The organism is Pantoea sp. S-LA4, from assembly GCF_054482835.1.
In genome coordinates, this window is record NZ_JBTLRC010000002.1 from 1,848,250 (window position 1) to 1,867,123 (window position 18,874).

17 protein-coding genes are annotated in these 18,874 nt (G+C 54.4%); 5 read left to right on the forward strand and 12 right to left on the reverse strand.

The genetic code is table 11. The features are described from left to right. Positions 1-22 precede the first annotated feature (22 nt). A complete protein-coding gene (araD, locus tag ACX3P5_RS09505; protein ID WP_458968625.1) occupies positions 23-721 on the reverse strand; it encodes an L-ribulose-5-phosphate 4-epimerase in 699 nt (232 codons plus the stop codon). Positions 722-1,070: 349 nt separating this feature from the next. On the opposite strand from araD, the gene osmB reads away from it, so the two are divergent. Next, positions 1,071-1,286 carry an osmotically-inducible lipoprotein OsmB gene (osmB, locus tag ACX3P5_RS09510; protein WP_031374546.1) on the forward strand — a complete coding sequence of 72 codons (216 nt, stop codon included), beginning with the start codon at positions 1,071-1,073 and terminating at the stop codon, positions 1,284-1,286. Between the two features lie 78 nt (positions 1,287-1,364). On the opposite strand, the gene yciH is transcribed toward osmB, so the two are convergent. From yciH to pgpB, 5 genes are all read right to left on the reverse strand, one after another. Continuing rightward, positions 1,365-1,688: a stress response translation initiation inhibitor YciH gene (gene yciH / locus ACX3P5_RS09515; RefSeq protein WP_233988067.1), complete on the reverse strand. Its 324-nt coding sequence runs from the start codon at positions 1,686-1,688 to the stop codon at positions 1,365-1,367. Then, on the reverse strand, positions 1,688-2,407 hold the full coding sequence (gene pyrF, locus ACX3P5_RS09520) for an orotidine-5'-phosphate decarboxylase (RefSeq protein ID WP_336755310.1): 720 nt from the start codon (positions 2,405-2,407) through the stop codon (positions 1,688-1,690). The genes yciH and pyrF overlap by 1 nt, the downstream gene beginning before the upstream one ends. Before the next feature lie 195 nt (positions 2,408-2,602). Then, complete coding sequence (gene lapB, locus ACX3P5_RS09525) at positions 2,603-3,772, reverse strand: lipopolysaccharide assembly protein LapB (RefSeq protein WP_458968626.1); 1,170 nt, start codon at positions 3,770-3,772, stop codon at positions 2,603-2,605. A 6-nt stretch (positions 3,773-3,778) separates the two neighbouring features. Then, complete coding sequence (locus ACX3P5_RS09530; protein WP_233988064.1) at positions 3,779-4,087, reverse strand: LapA family protein; 309 nt, start codon at positions 4,085-4,087, stop codon at positions 3,779-3,781. A gap of 133 nt (positions 4,088-4,220) precedes the next feature. Next, positions 4,221-4,979, reverse strand: a complete 759-nt coding sequence (gene pgpB, locus ACX3P5_RS09535; protein ID WP_336755313.1) for a phosphatidylglycerophosphatase B — start codon at positions 4,977-4,979, stop codon at positions 4,221-4,223. A 227-nt stretch (positions 4,980-5,206) separates the two neighbouring features. On the opposite strand from pgpB, the gene ribA reads away from it, so the two are divergent. Continuing rightward, on the forward strand, positions 5,207-5,800 hold the full coding sequence (gene ribA, locus ACX3P5_RS09540; protein ID WP_010244482.1) for a GTP cyclohydrolase II: 594 nt from the start codon (positions 5,207-5,209) through the stop codon (positions 5,798-5,800). A gap of 31 nt (positions 5,801-5,831) precedes the next feature. On the opposite strand, the gene acnA is transcribed toward ribA, so the two are convergent. The 4 genes from acnA to topA all read right to left on the reverse strand — a co-directional run bounded on the left by acnA (position 5,832) and on the right by topA (position 13,530). Further along, entirely contained in the window at positions 5,832-8,513 is a 2,682-nt protein-coding gene (acnA, locus tag ACX3P5_RS09545; RefSeq protein WP_458968627.1) for an aconitate hydratase AcnA, read from the reverse strand. A gap of 602 nt (positions 8,514-9,115) precedes the next feature. Further along, positions 9,116-9,274, reverse strand: coding sequence for a YmiA family putative membrane protein (locus tag ACX3P5_RS09550; protein ID WP_071778593.1), 159 nt, complete (start codon positions 9,272-9,274; stop codon positions 9,116-9,118). Positions 9,275-9,768: 494 nt separating this feature from the next. After that, on the reverse strand, positions 9,769-10,743 hold the full coding sequence (gene cysB, locus ACX3P5_RS09555) for an HTH-type transcriptional regulator CysB (RefSeq protein WP_233988060.1): 975 nt from the start codon (positions 10,741-10,743) through the stop codon (positions 9,769-9,771). A gap of 189 nt (positions 10,744-10,932) precedes the next feature. Continuing rightward, positions 10,933-13,530: a type I DNA topoisomerase gene (topA, locus tag ACX3P5_RS09560; protein ID WP_233988059.1), complete on the reverse strand. Its 2,598-nt coding sequence runs from the start codon at positions 13,528-13,530 to the stop codon at positions 10,933-10,935. 371 nt (positions 13,531-13,901) lie between these two features. Here topA and ACX3P5_RS09565 point away from each other — a divergent pair, with 371 nt between their 5' ends. After that, positions 13,902-14,150 carry a DUF2498 family protein gene (locus ACX3P5_RS09565; protein ID WP_233988058.1) on the forward strand — a complete coding sequence of 83 codons (249 nt, stop codon included), beginning with the start codon at positions 13,902-13,904 and terminating at the stop codon, positions 14,148-14,150. A 601-nt stretch (positions 14,151-14,751) separates the two neighbouring features. Here ACX3P5_RS09565 and sohB read toward each other — a convergent pair. Then, the gene (sohB, locus tag ACX3P5_RS09570; RefSeq protein ID WP_233988057.1) at positions 14,752-15,798 is read right to left on the reverse strand and encodes a protease SohB; all 1,047 of its coding nucleotides are present in this window, start codon (positions 15,796-15,798) and stop codon (positions 14,752-14,754) included. A 174-nt stretch (positions 15,799-15,972) separates the two neighbouring features. On the opposite strand from sohB, the gene ACX3P5_RS09575 reads away from it, so the two are divergent. Further along, positions 15,973-16,734 (forward strand): YciK family oxidoreductase, encoded by a 762-nt coding sequence (locus ACX3P5_RS09575; RefSeq protein WP_458968628.1) that lies wholly within the window; start codon positions 15,973-15,975, stop codon positions 16,732-16,734. Beyond that, the gene (gene cobO, locus ACX3P5_RS09580; RefSeq protein ID WP_458968629.1) at positions 16,734-17,324 is read left to right on the forward strand and encodes a cob(I)yrinic acid a,c-diamide adenosyltransferase; all 591 of its coding nucleotides are present in this window, start codon (positions 16,734-16,736) and stop codon (positions 17,322-17,324) included. The genes ACX3P5_RS09575 and cobO overlap by 1 nt, the downstream gene beginning before the upstream one ends. 59 nt (positions 17,325-17,383) lie before the next feature. Here cobO and rluB read toward each other — a convergent pair whose 3' ends face one another. After that, on the reverse strand, positions 17,384-18,274 hold the full coding sequence (rluB, locus tag ACX3P5_RS09585) for a 23S rRNA pseudouridine(2605) synthase RluB (RefSeq protein ID WP_094120565.1): 891 nt from the start codon (positions 18,272-18,274) through the stop codon (positions 17,384-17,386). Between the last annotated feature and the right edge of the window lie 600 nt (positions 18,275-18,874).

The following is an 18,874-nucleotide window of genomic DNA, read 5'->3' on the forward strand; positions in this document are numbered from 1 at the left end:
AACGCAGTGGATGTCCAGATAGTTACTTCTGCCCGTACCAGGCGTTGTCGCCATGCTTACGCAAATAGTGCAGGTCGAGCAACGTTTGCTGAATCGGCGGCAGGTTAGCGGTCAGTTGCTGACTGAACAGCCCCATGTAAGCCACTTCCTCCAGCACCACCGCGCTATGGACCGCTGCATGCGCATCTTTACCCCAGGCAAACGGACCGTGCGAATTGACCAGCACCGCCGGAATGGCGGCAGGAGAGAGCCCACGCCCGGCAAACGTCTCAATAATCACCTCGCCGGTGTTCCACTCATATTGCTGCTGAATTTCCTCATCGCGCATCGCCCGGGTACAGGGGATCTCGCCGTAAAAATCATCGGCATGGGTGGTGCCCCAGGCAGGGATCGGTCGTCCCGCCTGCGCCCAGATCGTCGCATGGCGCGAATGGGTATGGACGATACCGCCAACCTCCGGCCAGGCAAGATAGAGCGCGCGGTGGGTTGCGGTATCTGACGACGGTCGCTTATCCCCTTCCACCACCTTGCCGGTCGCCAGTTCCACCACCACCATATCGTCGCGCGTCATCACCTCGTAACGGACGCCGGAGGGTTTAATGACCATCAGGCCCTGCTCGCGATCGACCGCGCTGACGTTACCCCAGGTGAACGTCACCAGATGGTATTTGGGTAGATCCAGATTCGCGTCCAGAACCTGTTGTTTAAGGTGTTCCAGCATCTCTTCTCTCCTGCTGACAATTGTCCTTAAATTTTGCGGAGTAACCCGCAAAAAGGTTATGGAGCAAATCGCTATAAACGCAGAGGGAATTAACTGTGAATGCAAAAATGTGTCGTGATTTCAGAATTGTCTATCTTCGTTATTGGCGAAGAATGCATAAAATTCTCTCAGGCAATGCGTGGACCTGATGGTCCTGCGTTGTGACTCATCCGCTACAGACAGTGGGTCGATGGTGGAGCCAGTTTCGATGCCGACAGGGAAGCGGCAATAATGGGCACACAAGCGGGCTGAGGAAATATCAGAGCTATACTTAGAGTGTTGCCTCTGTGAGCACATCAAAGGAGAAGTTATGACAATTACAATGAAACGAATCACCGCAGCAGTTCTGGCTACCACGTTAGTTGTCGCATTAAGCGGCTGCTCTAACTGGTCTAAACGTGACCGCAACACCGCGATTGGCGCAGGTGCGGGGGCGATTGGGGGTTCAGTATTGACTAACGGTAGCGCACTCGGCACAGTCGGCGGCGCTGCTGTAGGTGGTATTATCGGTCATCAGGTCCATTAATGACCGCATTAAAACAATAATCGGCTACGCTAAGCATCTACTTATCAGTCGGGCTACTTCGGTAGCCCGATTTTTTATTCAGCCGCCCGCCAGTTTGACTTTCATTCCTTTAGCTTCCAGCAGACTTTTCAGCAGGTCGCGTTTGTCGCCCTGAATTTCGATGATGCCTTCTTTCAGCGACCCGCCGCAGCCACACTTCTTTTTCAACTCAGCTGCCAGTTGCGTTAATGCCGCATCATCCATATCAATGCCGCTGATCAGGCAGACACCTTTGCCTTTACGCCCGCTGGTCTGACGCTGAATGCGCACAATACCATCCCCTTTGGGTCGTTCAGCCTTTGGCTCCGGCTGTGCGATGCGTCCGCTGTCGGTTGAATAAACCAGTGGATTGTCATTTGCCATTAATTTTCCTCCAGACTGTGCAGAATAGCCTGCAACGCCGCAGCGGGATCGGCGGATTGGGTGATCGGACGCCCAATCACCATATAGTCCACACCTGCCTGCTTAGCCTGCAGTGGCGTCATGATACGACGCTGATCGCCAGCGTCACTGCCCGCCGGACGAATACCTGGCGTAACCAGCGCAAAATCCTGACCGATCACCTGTTTGAAACGGACCGCCTCGTGCGCTGAACAGACCACACCGTCGAGACCGCAGTCGCGCGTCAGCTTCGCCAGTCGTTCAGCCTGTTCGGCCGGCGTAAGCGTAATGCCCAGCCCCAGCAGGTCTTCCTGATCCATGCTGGTCAGCACCGTGACGGCAATCAGCAACGGAGCATCTTTACCATAGGGTAGCAGCGCTTCGCGTGCAGCGTTCATCATGCGCGCCCCGCCGCTGGCGTGAACATTGACCATCCACACGCCTAATTCGGCAGCGGCGGCCACCGCATGGGCAGTGGTGTTGGGAATGTCGTGAAACTTGAGGTCGAGAAACAGCTCAAAACCGCGCTGCTGCAAGGTGGTAATCAGCGAAGGACCAAACAGCGTGAACATCTCTTTGCCCACTTTCAGCCGGCAACTGCGAGGATCAATCTGATCGACAAAACGCAGCGCGCTGTTGATATCGTGATAATCAAGCGCCACCAGAATCGGCGAAGCGGTCACGGTGTGGGGTGAAGGCATGGCATTTCCTCTGCAGTTGGCACCCGCGGGCGCGATAGACAAACGGCAAGCATTCTACCTGCGGCCTCCGGCCATCACAATCGCCATTCTTTGCCTGCCTGACAAAGAGTGCGCCGATGCCAGCTATGCATTGATAGCAATCATTAGTATGTTGTAACTAATTAGGGTCCCAGAGAAGCCACAATCAGCCAGCTTTTACTGGCCGTCGAGACCGCGAATCGGTTTAACGGATGACCAGGTGCGACACGATGGGCAGTGCCAGTAGAGCGCATGGGCAGTGAAACCACACTTCTGACAGCGATAGCGCGGTTTGGTACGAATCTGTTCACCGACCATATCGCGCAGCACCATCAGGCTCTCTTTGGCGCGGCCATCCTCGGCTTCGTGCAGGTGAAAATCCATCAGGCGATGGAACACCCGCATAGTAGGATGGCGCTGGAGCTGGCGGTTAATGTAGTTCTGCGCCGCTTCCGGTCCCTGCTGTTGCTCAAGAATATCGGACAGATAGAGTTCAGCGGCAGCACCGGTGTTCTCTTCCACACAGCGTTGCAGAAATTCAGCCCAGGCTTCCGGTTGATTGAGCCGCTGAAAGCAGGTTTCAAGCATCGCCAGCGTTTCGCTCACCAGCTCTTTATCCTGATCCAGCACCCGTTGCAGATGGCCGACCGCTTTCGCGTAATCACCCTTCTCCATCAGAATCCGGCCCATCATTATCGAGATGCGCGCGCTCTGCCGATCGGCCGCCTCCCCTTTCTTCAGCAGCGTCATAGCGCGGTCAAGATCGTCACTGCTCATCGCCTGTAACGCCAGTTCGCAGTAGAAATGAGCGATCTCGATTTTCTGCTTATCTTTCCCCAGCTTGACCAGCCGCTCCGCCACCTCGATCGCCTGCTGCCAGTCGCTGGTCGCCTGATGGATCAGCAGTAACTGCTGCAGCGCGCCGATACGGAAATCGGTTTCATCGGTGAGTTGCTTGAACATATCTTCTGCGCGATCGTACAGACCGGCCGCCATGTAGTCGCGACCCAACTGCTGAATGGCCAGCAGACGTTGTTCATAGCTCAGGGAGGCACTTTCCATCAGCGCCTGGTGAATGCGGATAGCGCGATCGACTTCACCGCGTGAGCGAAACAGATTACCCAGCGTCAGGTGGGCTTCAACGGTGCCGCTGTCCTCTTTCAACATATCAAGGAACAGGTCGACCGCTTTGTCCTGCTGGTTAGAGAGCAGGAAGTTGACGCCAGCGACATATTCGCGTGACAGGCGGTTAGCTTCCTGTTGCTTGTCCTGCTGCGCGCTGCGGCGGCCCATATACCAGCCATACGCAGCCGCAACCGGCAGTAACAGAAACAGCAGCTCAAGCATCGATGTTTATTCCCGGCCAGCCGGTGACGATGGCACGGTTGCAACCACACTGCTCTGCTCAATTTGCGCCTGCATGCGCTTAATTTTTCGATTGGCATTGGCCAGTGAGACGCGGGTACGTAACCAGAACAGACCACAGATCAGCCAGCCGAGCACAAAACCGGCACCAAACAGCGTTGCCAGTAAGGTCGAGATGCTGAACTCACCCTGCGCCAGCAGGTAGTTGAAGGTGATAACCTGGTCGTTATGCGCGCCTAAGGTGACGGAAATGATGAAAATCACCAATACCACTAAAAAAATCAGCAAATATTTCACAGTGCATCCTGTTGTGAGGTTGTCAGTAGAATTATGCCAAAACTCCAGCAAAAATGCTGCTCCCAGCAGCATCGGACGGCCCGCTTTTACGCCAGCCCGATCAATAATATGGGGACTTTGTGGTGAATTACAATCAGGGCTCCCGCTGTGCCACCTCTTTTTGCTCGGCAGGTGGCAGGGTTAACGGACCACAGACACGTTGTGCCAGCCAGGTCGCCAGGGTGACCAGTAGCCAGGAGAGAACCGTTGCCATTGCCAGATCCCGCGGCCAGTGCATCCCCAGTAGCAGACGACTGGCCATGACGCCCATCGCCCAGAGAAAAACGATCACCACGGTTTTGTAGTGGCGGCGCGGCCACAGCAGCCCTATCGCCAGCAGTGCCCAGCTGGCGGCAAACATGGTATGGCCCGAAGGAAACGCAAAGCCGGTCTCAAAGGCCCAGTGACGTTTCAGCCAGCCCGGAATCTGCGTTTCATCAGCAATCAACGCCGTCACCATCTCGCCACGCTGTTTGCGTTTCAGTTCATAGAATGCTTTATCATCCAGCCCGTGATGTTCTTCCAGCCAGATCACATAGGGACGAGGCTCCTGAACCTGCTCTTTAATAAAGGATTTGGTGTACTGTCCCGCCAGAATAGTGGCGTTCATGATCAGCAACAGCAGAATCGCTGGCTTCAGGCGAAAGCGCAGACACCAGAGAACCCAGGCGCTCAGCACCACGCTGGTGACAATTCCCCACGGGTTGGTGACCGTTTCGGTCATCCAGAACAACCCTTTTAATATCGCGTTGCTTTCGCCCGGTTGCCATTGCCAGCCGGATAACCAGACGCCGATCGGCATGATTAATAGCAGTAACATCCCGAAGGTGGTGCGACGCGAAATTTTATACATCCTTTTCCCTTATCTCGGTGACAAATCGCAAAAACAGCATAACTTTAGCTTAAAAAAGAATAACATAACCGTTATCGATTAGATAATCGTGCTTTATCACATCAATTGCTCTGACAGATTACCAGCCCGCCTGTGGGTTGTGGCACAATATTGCACGTTTGTCAGGCCACACTGGCCTGTGCGCTATCATGATGATAGTGCATCCTCTGAAGGTTCTGGAGAGTCACATGCAGCTTAAACGGGTGGCAGAAGCCAAACTGCCCACGCCATGGGGAGATTTCCTGATGGTCGGTTTTGAAGAATTGGCAACCGGACATGACCACGTTGCGCTGGTCTTTGGCGATATTAATGACAACGAGCCCGTGCTGGCGCGCGTGCATTCCGAGTGCCTGACTGGCGATGCGCTGTTCAGCCTGCGTTGCGACTGTGGCTTCCAGCTGGAAGCGGCGTTGAACGCCATCGCTGAAGAGGGCCGCGGCGCGCTGCTCTATCACCGCCAGGAAGGACGCAACATCGGGCTGCTGAATAAGATCCGCGCCTATGCGTTGCAGGATAAAGGCTACGACACGGTTGAAGCGAACCACCAACTGGGCTTTGCCGCCGATGAGCGCGACTTCACGCTGTGTGCCGACATGTTTAAATTGCTTGGCGTTAATGAAGTGCGTCTGCTTACCAACAATCCACGCAAAGTGGAGATCCTCAGTGAGGCAGGCATTAACATCGTTGAGCGTGTGCCGCTGGTGGTGGGTCGTAATCCTAAGAATGCCCACTATCTCGATACTAAAGCGGAAAAGATGGGGCATTTACTGCCGAAGTCGTAAAGAGAAAAGCCGGGTTTCCCCGGCTTTTTTATTAGTCCAGCATGTTCCGGATGACGTAGTGCAGAATACCGTCGTTGCGGTAATAGGTCAGCTCGTTACCGGTGTCGATGCGGCAGCGGGTATCCAGCTCCTCTTTACTGCCATCGGCACGGGTCAGGGTGACTTTCACCGTGCAGCCCGGCGCCAGCGCGCTCAGGTTTTCGACGTCAATATGTTCTTCACCGGTCAGACCCAGCGTTTTACGGCTTACGCCCTGTGGGAACTCCAGCGGCAGTATTCCCATGCCGATCAGGTTCGAACGGTGGATACGTTCAAAGGATTCGGCAATCACCACCCGGACACCCTGCAGGCGCGGTCCTTTGGCCGCCCAGTCGCGGCTTGAGCCCGATCCATACTCTTTCCCGGCAATCACCGCCAGCGGAATGCCTTCCGCCTGATACTTCATCGCGGCATCATAGATAGCCAGCTGCTCGCCACTCGGATAGTGACGGGTGTAGCCGCCTTCCACGCCAGGCACCATTTCATTACGGATACGAATGTTCGCAAAGGTGCCACGCATCATCACTTCGTGGTTACCGCGACGAGAACCGTATGAGTTGAAATCGTTGCGCTCAACGCCGTGCGACAGCAGATAACGTCCCGCCGGACTTTCTGCCTTGATACTGCCGGCTGGCGAGATATGGTCCGTGGTGACGGAGTCGCCCAGCATCGCCAGTACCCGTGCCCCGCGAATATCCTGCACCGGCTTCGGCTCTTTCTCCATATCATCAAAGAACGGCGACAGGCGAATGTAGGTTGAGCCTTCGTCCCAGTCATAGGTCGCGGCTTCACTTACCTTGATCTCCTGCCATTCCGGCGTCCCGTCAAACACCTCGGCGTACTCTTTGTGGAACATGTCGCTGGTCACCTGCTGCACCGCAGTGGAGATCTCTTCCGGTGATGGCCAGATATCTTTCAGATAGACCGGCTGGCCACTGCGATCGTGCCCGATCGGGTCAGTTTGCAGGTTGATCTTCATGTTACCCGCCAGCGCGTAAGCCACGACCAGCGGCGGTGAGGCCAGCCAGTTGGTTTTGATCAGCGGATGGATACGGCCTTCAAAATTACGGTTGCCTGACAGCACCGCGCCTACCGTGAGATCGCCTTCCTTGATCGCCGATTCAATTTCATCTTTCAGCGGACCCGAGTTACCGATACAGGTGGTACAGCCGTAGCCGACCAGATTAAAGCCCAGCTTATCCAGATAAGGGGTCAGCTGTGCGACCGCGAGATAATCGGAAACCACCTTAGAGCCTGGCGCAAGCGAGGCTTTCACCCAGGGCTGCCGCTTCAGGCCGCGCTCAACGGCTTTCTTCGCCAGCAAACCGGCAGCCATCAGCACGCTGGGGTTTGAGGTGTTGGTGCAGGAGGTAATAGCACTGATCACCACTGCGCCATCGGTAAGCGTATGGCTGAGTCCGGTGTCACTGTCGGTATAGTCGACGGTTTTGTGCGACTTCTGCGCGTGATTGACCTCCAGTTCATTGCTGGCGTCAAACGCTGCCGGCACGTCGCCCAGAGAGACGCGATCCTGCGGGCGTTTCGGGCCGGCCAGGCTCGATTCAACCTCGCTCATATCCAGCGCCAGGGTACTGGTGAAACGCGGTTCATCGCCCGGATTACGCCACAGGCCCTGCGCTTTGGCATAGGCTTCTACCAGCGCGACCTGCTCAGCTTCGCGTCCGGTCAGCGTCATGTAACTCAGGGTCACTTCATCCACCGGGAAGAAACCACAGGTTGCACCATATTCCGGTGCCATATTGGCAATGGTGGCGCGGTCGGCCAGCGGCAGATCGGCCAGCCCGTCACCGTAGAACTCGACGAATTTACCCACTACGCCGTGCTTACGCAGCATCTGGGTAACGGTCAGGACCAGGTCGGTTGCGGTGATCCCCGCCCGGAGCTTACCGGTGAGTTTGAACCCCACCACATCCGGAATCAGCATCGAAACCGGCTGACCGAGCATCGCCGCTTCCGCTTCAATGCCGCCTACGCCCCAGCCCAGCACGCCCAGCGCATTGATCATGGTGGTGTGGGAGTCGGTACCAACCAGCGTGTCCGGCCAGGCATACTCTTCGCCATTCAGGGTTTCATGCCAGATCGCTTTACCGAGATATTCCAGGTTGACCTGATGGCAGATGCCGGTGCCCGGCGGAACCACGCGGAATTTATCAAAGGCTTTCTGACCCCAGCGTAAGAAAACGTAACGTTCATGGTTACGTTCCATCTCCAGCTGGACGTTCTGTTCGAATGCGTCATCATCGCCAAAATGGTCAACGGTGACCGAGTGGTCAATCACCAGATCAACCGGCGATAACGGATTCACCTTCGCGACATCGCCGCCCAGCCGGTTTACCGCTTCGCGCATCGCCGCCAGATCAACCACGGCGGGCACGCCGGTAAAGTCCTGCATTAATACCCGGGCAGGACGGTAAGCAATCTCCCGATCGGCATGCGCATCTTTTTGCCAGTCAACCAGCGCCTGAATATCTTCCGCAGTGACGGATTCGCCATCCTGCCAGCGCAACAGGTTTTCCAGTAAAACTTTCAGGGATTTGGGTAGGCGGTCAATATTGCCGAGATGTTGAGCAGCATGGGGAAGACTGAAGATGTGGTAGTTTTTATTGTCGACCTGCAGTATTTCCTGACTCTGCTCGCGTAGGGTAGACGACATAGCTCCTCCTTTATAATCGTGGTCTTTAAACCTCAGAGAGTTAAAGGTTTATGTTAAAGATAGACCACAATTTCGTTAACGTTTTGATTACAACACAAATTGCTACAATCGGCCGTAACGAAAATGCCCCGTCCGGAGACAGGGCATCAGAAAGAGGTGATTTAATTTAAATCAGAGGGTAATCCACACCGCCGCGGACCAGAACGCGAAGCAGAAGGCATAAGCGCTAAGCCAGGACATTTTTATGATATTCATTGCGTTCACTCCTTCGCCAGAATGGGCGTACAAAGGCCTGCGTTCATCCGATATAGAGATGAAACCCGTTTGTGTCACTGAGTGTGGAGATGGGCTTTTAATTTGCCCGCCGGAAAGACCGGTAAGAAGAGCAGAAAGAAAATAAACGGTACAGCGAGCAGCGTTATTTGGTTTTAGGGTCCAGGAACGACTCGATAAAGTGTCGCTGGTTATCACTCAAATCCCAGGAATCGGGGATAGACACTTTTTCGTCCTTTGCAAGCGGCTCTTTTCCTTTGCAGGTAGCCGGCTTGTGCTGACGCGCAGTCAAAGAACGTTTATGGCTGAGTGTATTTGCCCACATGGCTTTAGCCCCAGATACGCCAGATCATTAATGCAACAACCACCCAGAACAGCGCTGAGGCAGCGAATACGGTCAGCCAGGCTTTACGACGAGTATTGCCAGTGCGCTCAACCTTGGTGCTTTTAGCCGGGAAGCCCGGTTGTACAGTCAGTCGTGTATTCATAGTTTTTGATAATCACTCTCAACAAAATGATTGATAACAACGATTAAGATTTAGGAGGAATCCTAAACGCGTTAAGGCCAAAAATCCAGTTATTTTTATTGAGTAAAACGATTAACGCTATTAATCAATAAGGCCCAATAACGTGTGAAATCATTAACCGCGGAACAAACTTTTAATTAAACGATCACATTGTAAATTTGACTTAATTTCAAATCAGGACCATTCAAAACTAAAGAGCGGATTACAGAACCTGATATCTACCGGCTTTCCATCAGGTCTTAACTGGAGTATGGGAATATTCCTGGCGAGTCGCAAAGCGGCAAAGTAAAAAATGTGTAGTAATTCGCATTTAAGGAAGATCAATCCGAAAACATGTGACCGATGTTTCATTTACAAAAAAATAATAAAAAATTTTGAATCTTATCTGGCGCTAACCGCTAGCAATAAAAAAGGCTGCCAGAGGCAGCCCGGAAAAATCCTGTTGGTTTTCAACGTTACTTAAACGGCAGCTTGATGTCTTTAAACATTGCCTCAATGTCTTCGTTTGAGCGTAACGCCACGGCGGTATCGACCACGTCCCGCGTCAGGTGCGGTGCAAAGCGCTGAATGAAGTCATACATATAGCTGCGCAGGAAGGTACTGCGGCGGAAGCCAATCTTGGTGGTGCTGTTGGTAAAGATATCCGCCGCTTCAATACGAATCAGATCAGGATCGGAAACCGGGTCAACCGCCATGCTGGCAATCACACCCACGCCCAGGCCTAATCTTACGTAGGTTTTAATCACGTCAGCATCGGTGGCCGTAAAAACAATCCGTGGGGTTAAACCGGCACGATTAAATGCCGTGTCCAGTTCGGAGCGGCCGGTAAAGCCGAAGGTATAGGTAACCAGCGGATATTCCGCCAGCTCCTCAATAGTCACCTGCCCTTTTCCAGCCAGCGGATGATCAGATGTCACCACTATCGCCCGGTTCCAGTGGTAGCACGGCAGCATAATTAAATCGTCGTAGAGATGCAGCGCCTCGGTCGCGATCGCAAAATCAGCATTCCCTTTCGACACCGCTTCTGCAATCTGCGTCGGTGAGCCCTGATGCATATGCAGCGATACCCGTGGATAACGTTCAATGAAGCCTTTAATCACGCCCGGCAGCGCATAGCGTGCCTGCGTATGCGTGGTGGCCACATAGAGCGATCCTTTGTCCGGCCAGGTATGTTCACCGGCGACCGATTTGATCGCATCCACTTTAGAGAGCACTTCACGCGCAATACGGATAATCTCTTCACCGGCTGGCGTGACCTGCGTCAGGTGTTTACCGCTGCGGGCGAAGATCTGAACGCCCAGCTCATCTTCCAGCATCCGCACCTGTTTACTGATGCCAGGCTGCGAGGTATAGAGTCCTTCCGCCGTCGAAGAGACATTCAGATTGTGGTTAACCACTTCGACGATATAGCGCAACTGCTGTAATTTCATATCTGTTCCGTCCCGGTAAGTTACAGAGTCGCATCCCCGGTTGACGTATTGTCGCCTTAACAGGGTGAAGAAAAGCCATGCATCAGGAAAAGTCGGAAATGCTATAACAACTATATCATTTTAAGTGTGATTGTAGAACGGATTGGTATAAGGCTCAGAAAAAGGCCAGCGAGCGCTGGCCTGTGAGGATTACTTCTTCGCTTCCTGCCATTTGCCATCAATATAGAAGGCAGACCAGCCGGTCGCTTTGCCCTCTTTTTCAGAGGAGACATACTGCTGTTTGGTTTTGCGGCTGAAACGGACCAGGGTTTTATTCCCTTCCGGATCGGTCGCCGGCGCCTCGGCCAGGTATTTCAGCTTCTCTGGCAGACGATCGCTGAAGCGCTGCAACTCTTCCACCAGCGGCGCACGGGTTTCGCGCGATTTCGGGAAGGTGTTAGCGGCCAGGAAGACCCCGGCAGCACCGTCGCGCAGCACGAAATAGGCATCCGACTTCTCGCACGCCAGTTCAGGCAGCGGGACCGGATCTTCTTTCGGCGGAGCCACTTCGCCATTACGCAGAATCTTACGGGTGTTTTTACACTCGTCGTTGGTACAGGCCATGTACTTGCCGAAGCGTCCCATTTTCAGGTGCATCTCGGAACCACATTTCTCACACTCTACCACCGGGCCGTCATAGCCTTTTATGCGGAACTCACCCTGTTCGATCTCGTAGCCGTCACATTCCGGGTTGTTACCACAGACGTGCAGTTTACGCTCGTTATCGATCAGGTAGCTGTCCATGGCCGTGCCACACTTCTGGCAACGACGACGGGCGCGCAGGGCGTTGGTTTCAGCGTCATCCCCTTCCAGAATATTCAGAACTTCATTTTCCGGAATCAGGTTGATGGTCTGCTTGCAGCGCTCTTTCGGCGGTAACGCATAGCCTGAACAGCCGAGGAACACCCCGGTGCTGGCGGTACGAATACCCATTTTGCGGCCGCAGGTCGGGCAGTCAATCGAGGTCAGCACCATCTGGTTCGGCTGCATGCCGCCCTCTTCAGGATCTTTCTCTGCCCGCTCAAGCTGCTGAGTGAAATCGCTGAAGAAGTTGTCCAGTACCGCTTTCCACTGCGCCTGATTATTGGCGACCTGATCGAGGCTGTTTTCCATGTGAGCGGTGAAGTCGTAGTTCATCAGCTCGCGGAAGTTCTCTTCCAGCCGATCGGTGACAATCTCACCCATTTTCTCCGCATAGAAACGGCGGTTCTCGACCCGCACATATCCGCGATCCTGGATGGTTGAGGTAATCGCCGCGTAAGTCGATGGACGACCAATACCGCGTTTCTCCAGTTCACGTACCAGCGAGGCTTCGCTGAAGCGCGCCGGAGGTTTGGTAAAGTGCTGGCCCGGCTGCAACTGCTGCAGATCCAGCACGTCGCCCACTTTAACGGCCGGTAACGTCCGATCTTCATCGTTTTTACGCAGCGCCGGCATCACTTTGGTCCAGCCGTCGAAACGCAGCGTACGGCCTTTGGCCTTGAGCTTAAAATCACCTGCCACTGCGGTAATGGTGCTGGAATCATACTGCGCTGGCATCATCTGACAGGCAACAAACTGGCGCCAGATCAGCTGATAGAGTTTTTGCGCATCCGCTTCCATATCTTTTAACTGTTCCGCCACCACTTCCACATCAGAAGGACGAATCGCTTCGTGCGCTTCCTGCGAGTTCTCTTTGCTGGCGTAAGTGTTGGCCGCTTCAGGCAGATATTTCTTGCCGAAGTGGCTTTCGATATAGCCGCGCGCCATGGCGACCGCATCCTGGCTCAGATTGGTCGAATCGGTACGCATATAGGTAATGTGGCCCGCTTCATACAAGCGCTGCGCCATCATCATGGTTTTCTTCACGCCAAAGCCGAGACGGGTACTGGCGGCTTGCTGCAAGGTTGAGGTGATATAAGGCGCGCCCGGCTTGCTGCTGGTCGGCTTATCTTCACGATCGACAATCTCGTAACGCGCTTTTTCCAGCAGCGAAACGGCCGCATAGGTCTCGTCGCGATTGACCGGGCGGAATGGCTTGTCACCTTTGTGGCTGACGTCCATTGACAGCTCGTCGCCTTTTGGCGTGGTCAGCGCAGCGTTAATTTCCCAGTATTCTTCTGGTACAAACGCTTTGATCTCGCGCTCACGCTCCACCACCAGTCGCACGGCAACGGATTGCACCCGTCCGGCGGAGAGGCCACGGGCGATTTTCTTCCACAGCAGCGGAGACACCATATAGCCCACCACGCGGTCCATAAAACGACGCGCCTGCTGAGCATTAACCCGATCGATATTCAGTTCGCCCGGCTTTTCAAACGCCTGACGAATCGCATTCTTGGTGATTTCGTTAAACACCACGCGGCTGAAACGCTTTTCGTCGCCACCGATCACTTCCCGCAGGTGCCAGGCAATGGCTTCCCCTTCGCGGTCAAGGTCCGTTGCGAGATAGATGTGGTCAGCGCTGGCCGCTAACGCTTTAAGCTCGGCAACCACTTTCTCTTTGCCAGGCAGGATCTGATAGTCCGCTTCCCAGCCGTGGTAAGGATCAACGCCCATCCGGCTGACCAGTGCCGCTTTCTCATCTTTTTTAACTTTTTTGACTTTTTTATCTGTCGAGGCGTCAGCACTTTTTTTGGCGGTTGAACCACTGGTCGGCAGATCCCGGATATGACCCACGCTGGATTTAACCACGTAGTCACTGCCGAGGTATTTATTGATTGTTTTAGCCTTTGCCGGGGACTCAACAATAACGAGTGCTTTACCCATATTTACCTTTACCTAATGAAAACATCCTGCTTAACGGGAGAGGATTGGATGCCCAAAAACCCATTGGGTTCAATATTGCTGCGCCTGTTTAACATTTCAAGGCGGAGGGGTCAATCTCAGATCAGACGACGTGGCGTTATGCAACTGCATGATAAAGAGCGCTTTTTCCATCTGACATAATCACACATCCCGGTGCAAAACCCCTGAAATCGGAATCGCCCACACTCTACCTGATAAAATCTGTTACGCAACTTAATTAGCACTCAGGATAAATTTCCGCCAACTTTTCAGCCGTTACGTCGATTTGTCACACAATGGGACACGCAAGTAATATAGAAAGGATTAAGGTGCTGTCAAAAAAGGAGCAAACAATGAAGACAATAACCCAGCCTATTTCACGCCAGGCATTGCTGGAAAAGGCCAATGCGCTGATTAAAGAGCACGACGATTATTTTGCCGGTATGCAGGCGGATGATGTGAGTCAGCAGGGTAACGTGCTGGTGTTTCGCGGCCCGTTTTTTCTGGATGCCGATGAACTGCCCACCGCCAGAACCACGGCGGTGTTCAACGTGTTTAAACATTTAGCCGTTGTATTATCTTCGCAATACCATCTGGAATAAAACACCAGGCACAGAGGCCTGATGCTCGTCAGTTAGGTTAAATTTGCAAAGGCTGTCGCGGCCAGACGTGGCCGCTTTTTGTCTGGGCAGACGTGGCGGAGTGCGGGCCTGAGCACCTCTGCTGCTGCCGGGCCGTCCTCGCGCCGCTGCGCGGTTCCTTCGGCTTTGACGTCGTGCCGACGAACCGTTCGGGGATCGGCCTTCCCTGGCCGGCCCCGAACTCTCCACGCTTCCCGGCGTGGCGTTCTGGCCCAACGTCACGCCTCAGCGCTGCGGATAGCCCTTTCAGCAGCAGAGGCGCTCTGGCCTTCACGCTCGTGCCCTTTTTAACAACACGCACTAAAGTTTCAGAGCAGGCTGGGGCCGATCAGGGGCAGGCAATCCGCAGCGCTGAACAGAATGAGTCTGCCAGGAGAGCCCGCAGGACGCGGGCGAAAGGCGGGGCGGCACAGGATGTGCCATCCCCGGCGGTCCGTCAGGCAGGCGAATGAAGTGAAGGTACCGCGCAGCGGCGCGAGGACCGCCAGCCCCTGAGCGGCACCAGACTGCGTTATCACCTGCCGCTTAACTGACGAGCCTCAGACACAGGCCGGGCCGGGTGTCAGAGCAGTGGCTTCTCGCCGCGCTGCCAGAGTTTCAGCAGCAGCCGCTCGGCGACCGATCCGGCACTGTGTGTGACACGGTCAATCATCTTGCGACGACGGGCGTAATGCACGCCCAGCACATTAAAGCGATCCATCTGACGAATAATCAGATCGTCGCTGGTGCCAACTTCATCAATCAGGCCAAGATCCAGCGCCTGCCGACCATACCAGTGCTCGCCGGTCGCCACTTTATCGATATCCAGCGTCGGGCGCATCTGATGAACGAACTGCTTAAACAGCAGATGGGTTTCATTCAGATCTTCCTGAAACTTTTCCCGGCCCTCATCGGTGTTTTCGCCAAACAGGGTCAGGGTCCGCTTATACTGGCCAGCGGTATGCAGTTCCACATCAATGTCGTTGCGCTTCAACAGGCGATTGAAGTTAGGGATCTGCGCCACAACGCCGATCGAACCGATAATTGAAAATGGCGCCGCCACGATACGATCGGCCACGCAGGCCATCATGTAGCCGCCGCTGGCCGCCACTTTATCCACCGCCGCGGTGATGTGCAGACCGTGATCGCGCAGACGCTGCAGCTGAGATGCGGCCAGGCCGTAACCATGTACCACGCCACCAGGGCTTTCCAGCCGCAGCAGCACTTCATCGCCCGGCTGGGTGACAGCCAGCACCGCTGAAACTTCTTCACGCAGCGAGGTGACTTCGCTGGCATCCATGCTGCCTTTGAAATCGAGCACGTAAAGCGTGGGTTTACTCACCTCACTTTCACCCTGCTTCGCCGCCCGCTTTTCCGCCTTCGCTTTTAGCTTTTCTGCCTTTTTATGGTTTTTCAGCCACACTTTTTGCGCCTGCGGTTTCATCTTCGCCAGCTGCAGGTCCTCTTTCATCTGGGTGTAGTCCTCACCCAGATGCGTCAGCCGCAGTTGACCGCTCTGACCCCGTTTGCGCAACGCGGCATTCATCACAATCAGCACAATTGCCGCGATCGCGATGACCAGCGTCACCACTTTTGCTAAAAACAGTCCATAACTCGAAAGAAGATCCATTGTGTCGCCTTAGTAAACAGAGAATTAGAGACAATGGGCTAGTTTAACGGTTTTGCCCCCATCAGTCGCCTGAAATGCCAGCAGCTGGCACAGAATGCGCCGGTTGGCGATTGCGCCAATTCGCAAATTCAGGCATAAAGCGGAATCATGCTGTTTTCGCTGGAGGATCCCGCTGTGCATTATCAACCCAAAAGCGACCTGCTCAACCATCGCATTATCCTGGTCACCGGCGCGTCTGACGGTATTGGGCGCGAAGCGGCGCTGACTTACGCCCGCTATGGCGCTGAAGTGATCCTGATGGGCCGCAACGCCGACAAGCTGCAACAGGTCGAACAGACGATTAATCAACTCAACAAACGCCCTGCTCATTCGCTGGTGTTTGACCTGGCGGATGCCACGCCTGAACGCTGTCAGCAACTGGCTCACCAGCTGGCACAGCAGTTCTCCCATCTTGATGGCGTGCTGCACAATGCCGGCATTCTGGGCGAAATTGTGCCGCTGGCTGAACTGGACCCGCAGATCTGGCAGCAGGTGATGAAAATCAATCTGGATGCCACCTTCTTTCTGACCCAGGCGTTGTTGCCGCTGCTGCTGAAATCGGAATCGGGCTCGCTGGTGTTTACCACCTCCAGCGTCGGCCGCACCGGTCGCGCGGGCTGGGGCGCCTATGCGGTCTCCAAGTTTGCGACCGAAGGCATGATGCAGGTGCTGGCCGATGAGTATAAAAACCACGCGCTGCGGGTTAACTGCATCAATCCCGGCGGGACACGCACTAAGATGCGCGCCAGTGCGTTTCCACAGGAAGATGCTGACAAGCTGAAAACCCCTGCCGATCTGATGCCGCTCTACCTTTATGTCATGGGCGACGACAGCCGGCGCAAAACCGGTATCAGTTTTGATGCTCAGCCGGGCCGGAAGCCGGGAGCGGCGGAATAATGGCCGACGATCGCCATCAGCAACGTCAGCAGCGGCTCAAAGAGCAGGTCGATGCCCGCATCGCGGCGGCCAGTGAGGTGCGTGGCATCCTGATGGTCTTTACCGGCAACGGTAAAGGCAAAACCACGGCCGCCTTTGGTACTGCCCTGCGCGCCTGTGGTCATGATAAGCGCGTCGGCGCGATTCAGTTTATTAAGGGGGACTGGCCGAACGGCGAGCGCAACCTGCTGGAACAGCATGGCGTCGAGTTTCAGGTGATGGCGACCGGTTTTACCTGGGAAACGCAGAATCGGGAAACCGATACTATCGCCTGTCTGGCGGTCTGGCAGCACGCCAGACGGATGCTGGCGGACCCGTCGCTGGATCTGGTGATCCTGGATGAGATCACCTACATGATCAGCATGGATTACCTGCCGCTGGAGGAGCTGCTTACTGCCCTGCAACAGCGTCCCGCCAGCCAAAGCGTTATCATCACCGGACGCGGCTGTCATCGCAGCATCCTGGAGATAGCAGACACCATAACTGAAATGCGGCCGGTGAAGCACGCCTTTGATGCCGGCATTCAGGCGCAACAGGGCATTGACTGGTAGCAGAAAAAGAAAACGCAGCCCAGGGCTGCGTTTTTAGCAATCGGGCAACGGAATCGGAATTAACCGGAGTTACGTTTGCTGCCCGGATTGCGACGTGGCGCACGTGGCGTGCTGCTCACTTTGCTGTGGCGCTTCACCGCACGACGGATCTGATTAGCTTTGGTGCGGCGACGATCTTTCTCTACCACCAGCTTGGTCACCGTTTCGTCATCCATGCCAACCAGGTTGCGCAGGTAGTTGACGGCCGGCAGGTCCAGCTCGGTCCAGCCGCCGCGAGGCAGGCCTTTTGGCAGGGTAATATCACCGTAGCGCACGCGCATCAGACGACTCACCTGCACACCCACAGCTTCCCATAAACGACGCACCTCACGGTTACGTCCTTCTGTCAGGGTGACGTTGTACCACTGGTTGATGCCTTCACCGCCGCCAAAACGCAGGGTTTTAAACGCCGCCGGGCCATCTTCCAGCTGAACGCCTTTACTCAGCTGACGAATTTTGTCGTCGTCGACCTGACCAAACACGCGCACCGCGTATTCACGTTCAACTTCACGGCTTGGGTGCATCAGGCGGTTCGCCAGTTCACCGTCGGTGGTGAATAGCATTAAACCGCAGGTATTCACATCCAGACGGCCGACAGCAATCCAGCGCGAACCGCGCAGGCGTGGCAGACGGTCAAATACGGTTGGACGGCCTTCCGGATCGCTACGCGTACAAAGCTCGCCTTCCGGCTTGTAATACGCCAGCACCCGGCATACTTCCGCCGCCGACTCGGCGATGGAGACCAGATGGCCATCAATACGGATTTTCAGGGATTTGCTGCTTTCGACACGGTCACCGAGGGTGGCAATTTTACCATCGACGCTGACGCGACCGGCAGCAATCATCGATTCGATTTCACGACGCGAACCATGACCGGCACGCGCTAACACTTTCTGTAACTTCTCGCTCATTGAGCTTCCTCTTTGTCGCCTTCCCAGGCGTCACGGTAGGGTGGGAAATCTTTTTAAATCAATAGGTTAACTTAAAAAGTTTGGCCCATTATACAGACATTCACCCCTGATGTAACGCGCTTTGTGGTTAACGGAGTCAAATAAAGGATAGTCGGTTCCGGTTAACTTTCCGCCCGCTGCGCCAGCCGCGGCGGACACTCCATCGCGGGCGATATAATAAGTAAAGGTGGTGAATAAAACCGGGTTTTCAAAAACTTTATAGTTGGCGAAATTTAAATTTTCTGAACTATGCCACAAAACCAAGCAATCTGTCAGCAGGAAAAATATTCACGGTATCTTACACTTCCATCACTTTACAGGCACACCGTTTCATCTATGTTCATTCTGCAATTCAGCACAAAACACCACAGAGTTGAGTTTAACTGTCATATACCCTGTGATAAATGAAAATTAGTAGCTTAACCCCAAGGCAGATTTGTTTATTACCTTATTTTTCAGGGCATTTTAATTAGATAAGTTTTAATTAATTGTACAGAAAAATTATAGGTGTACACTTTGTGACTGAAGCAGATAAAAAACGCAGAGCTGGCAGTAAAATAA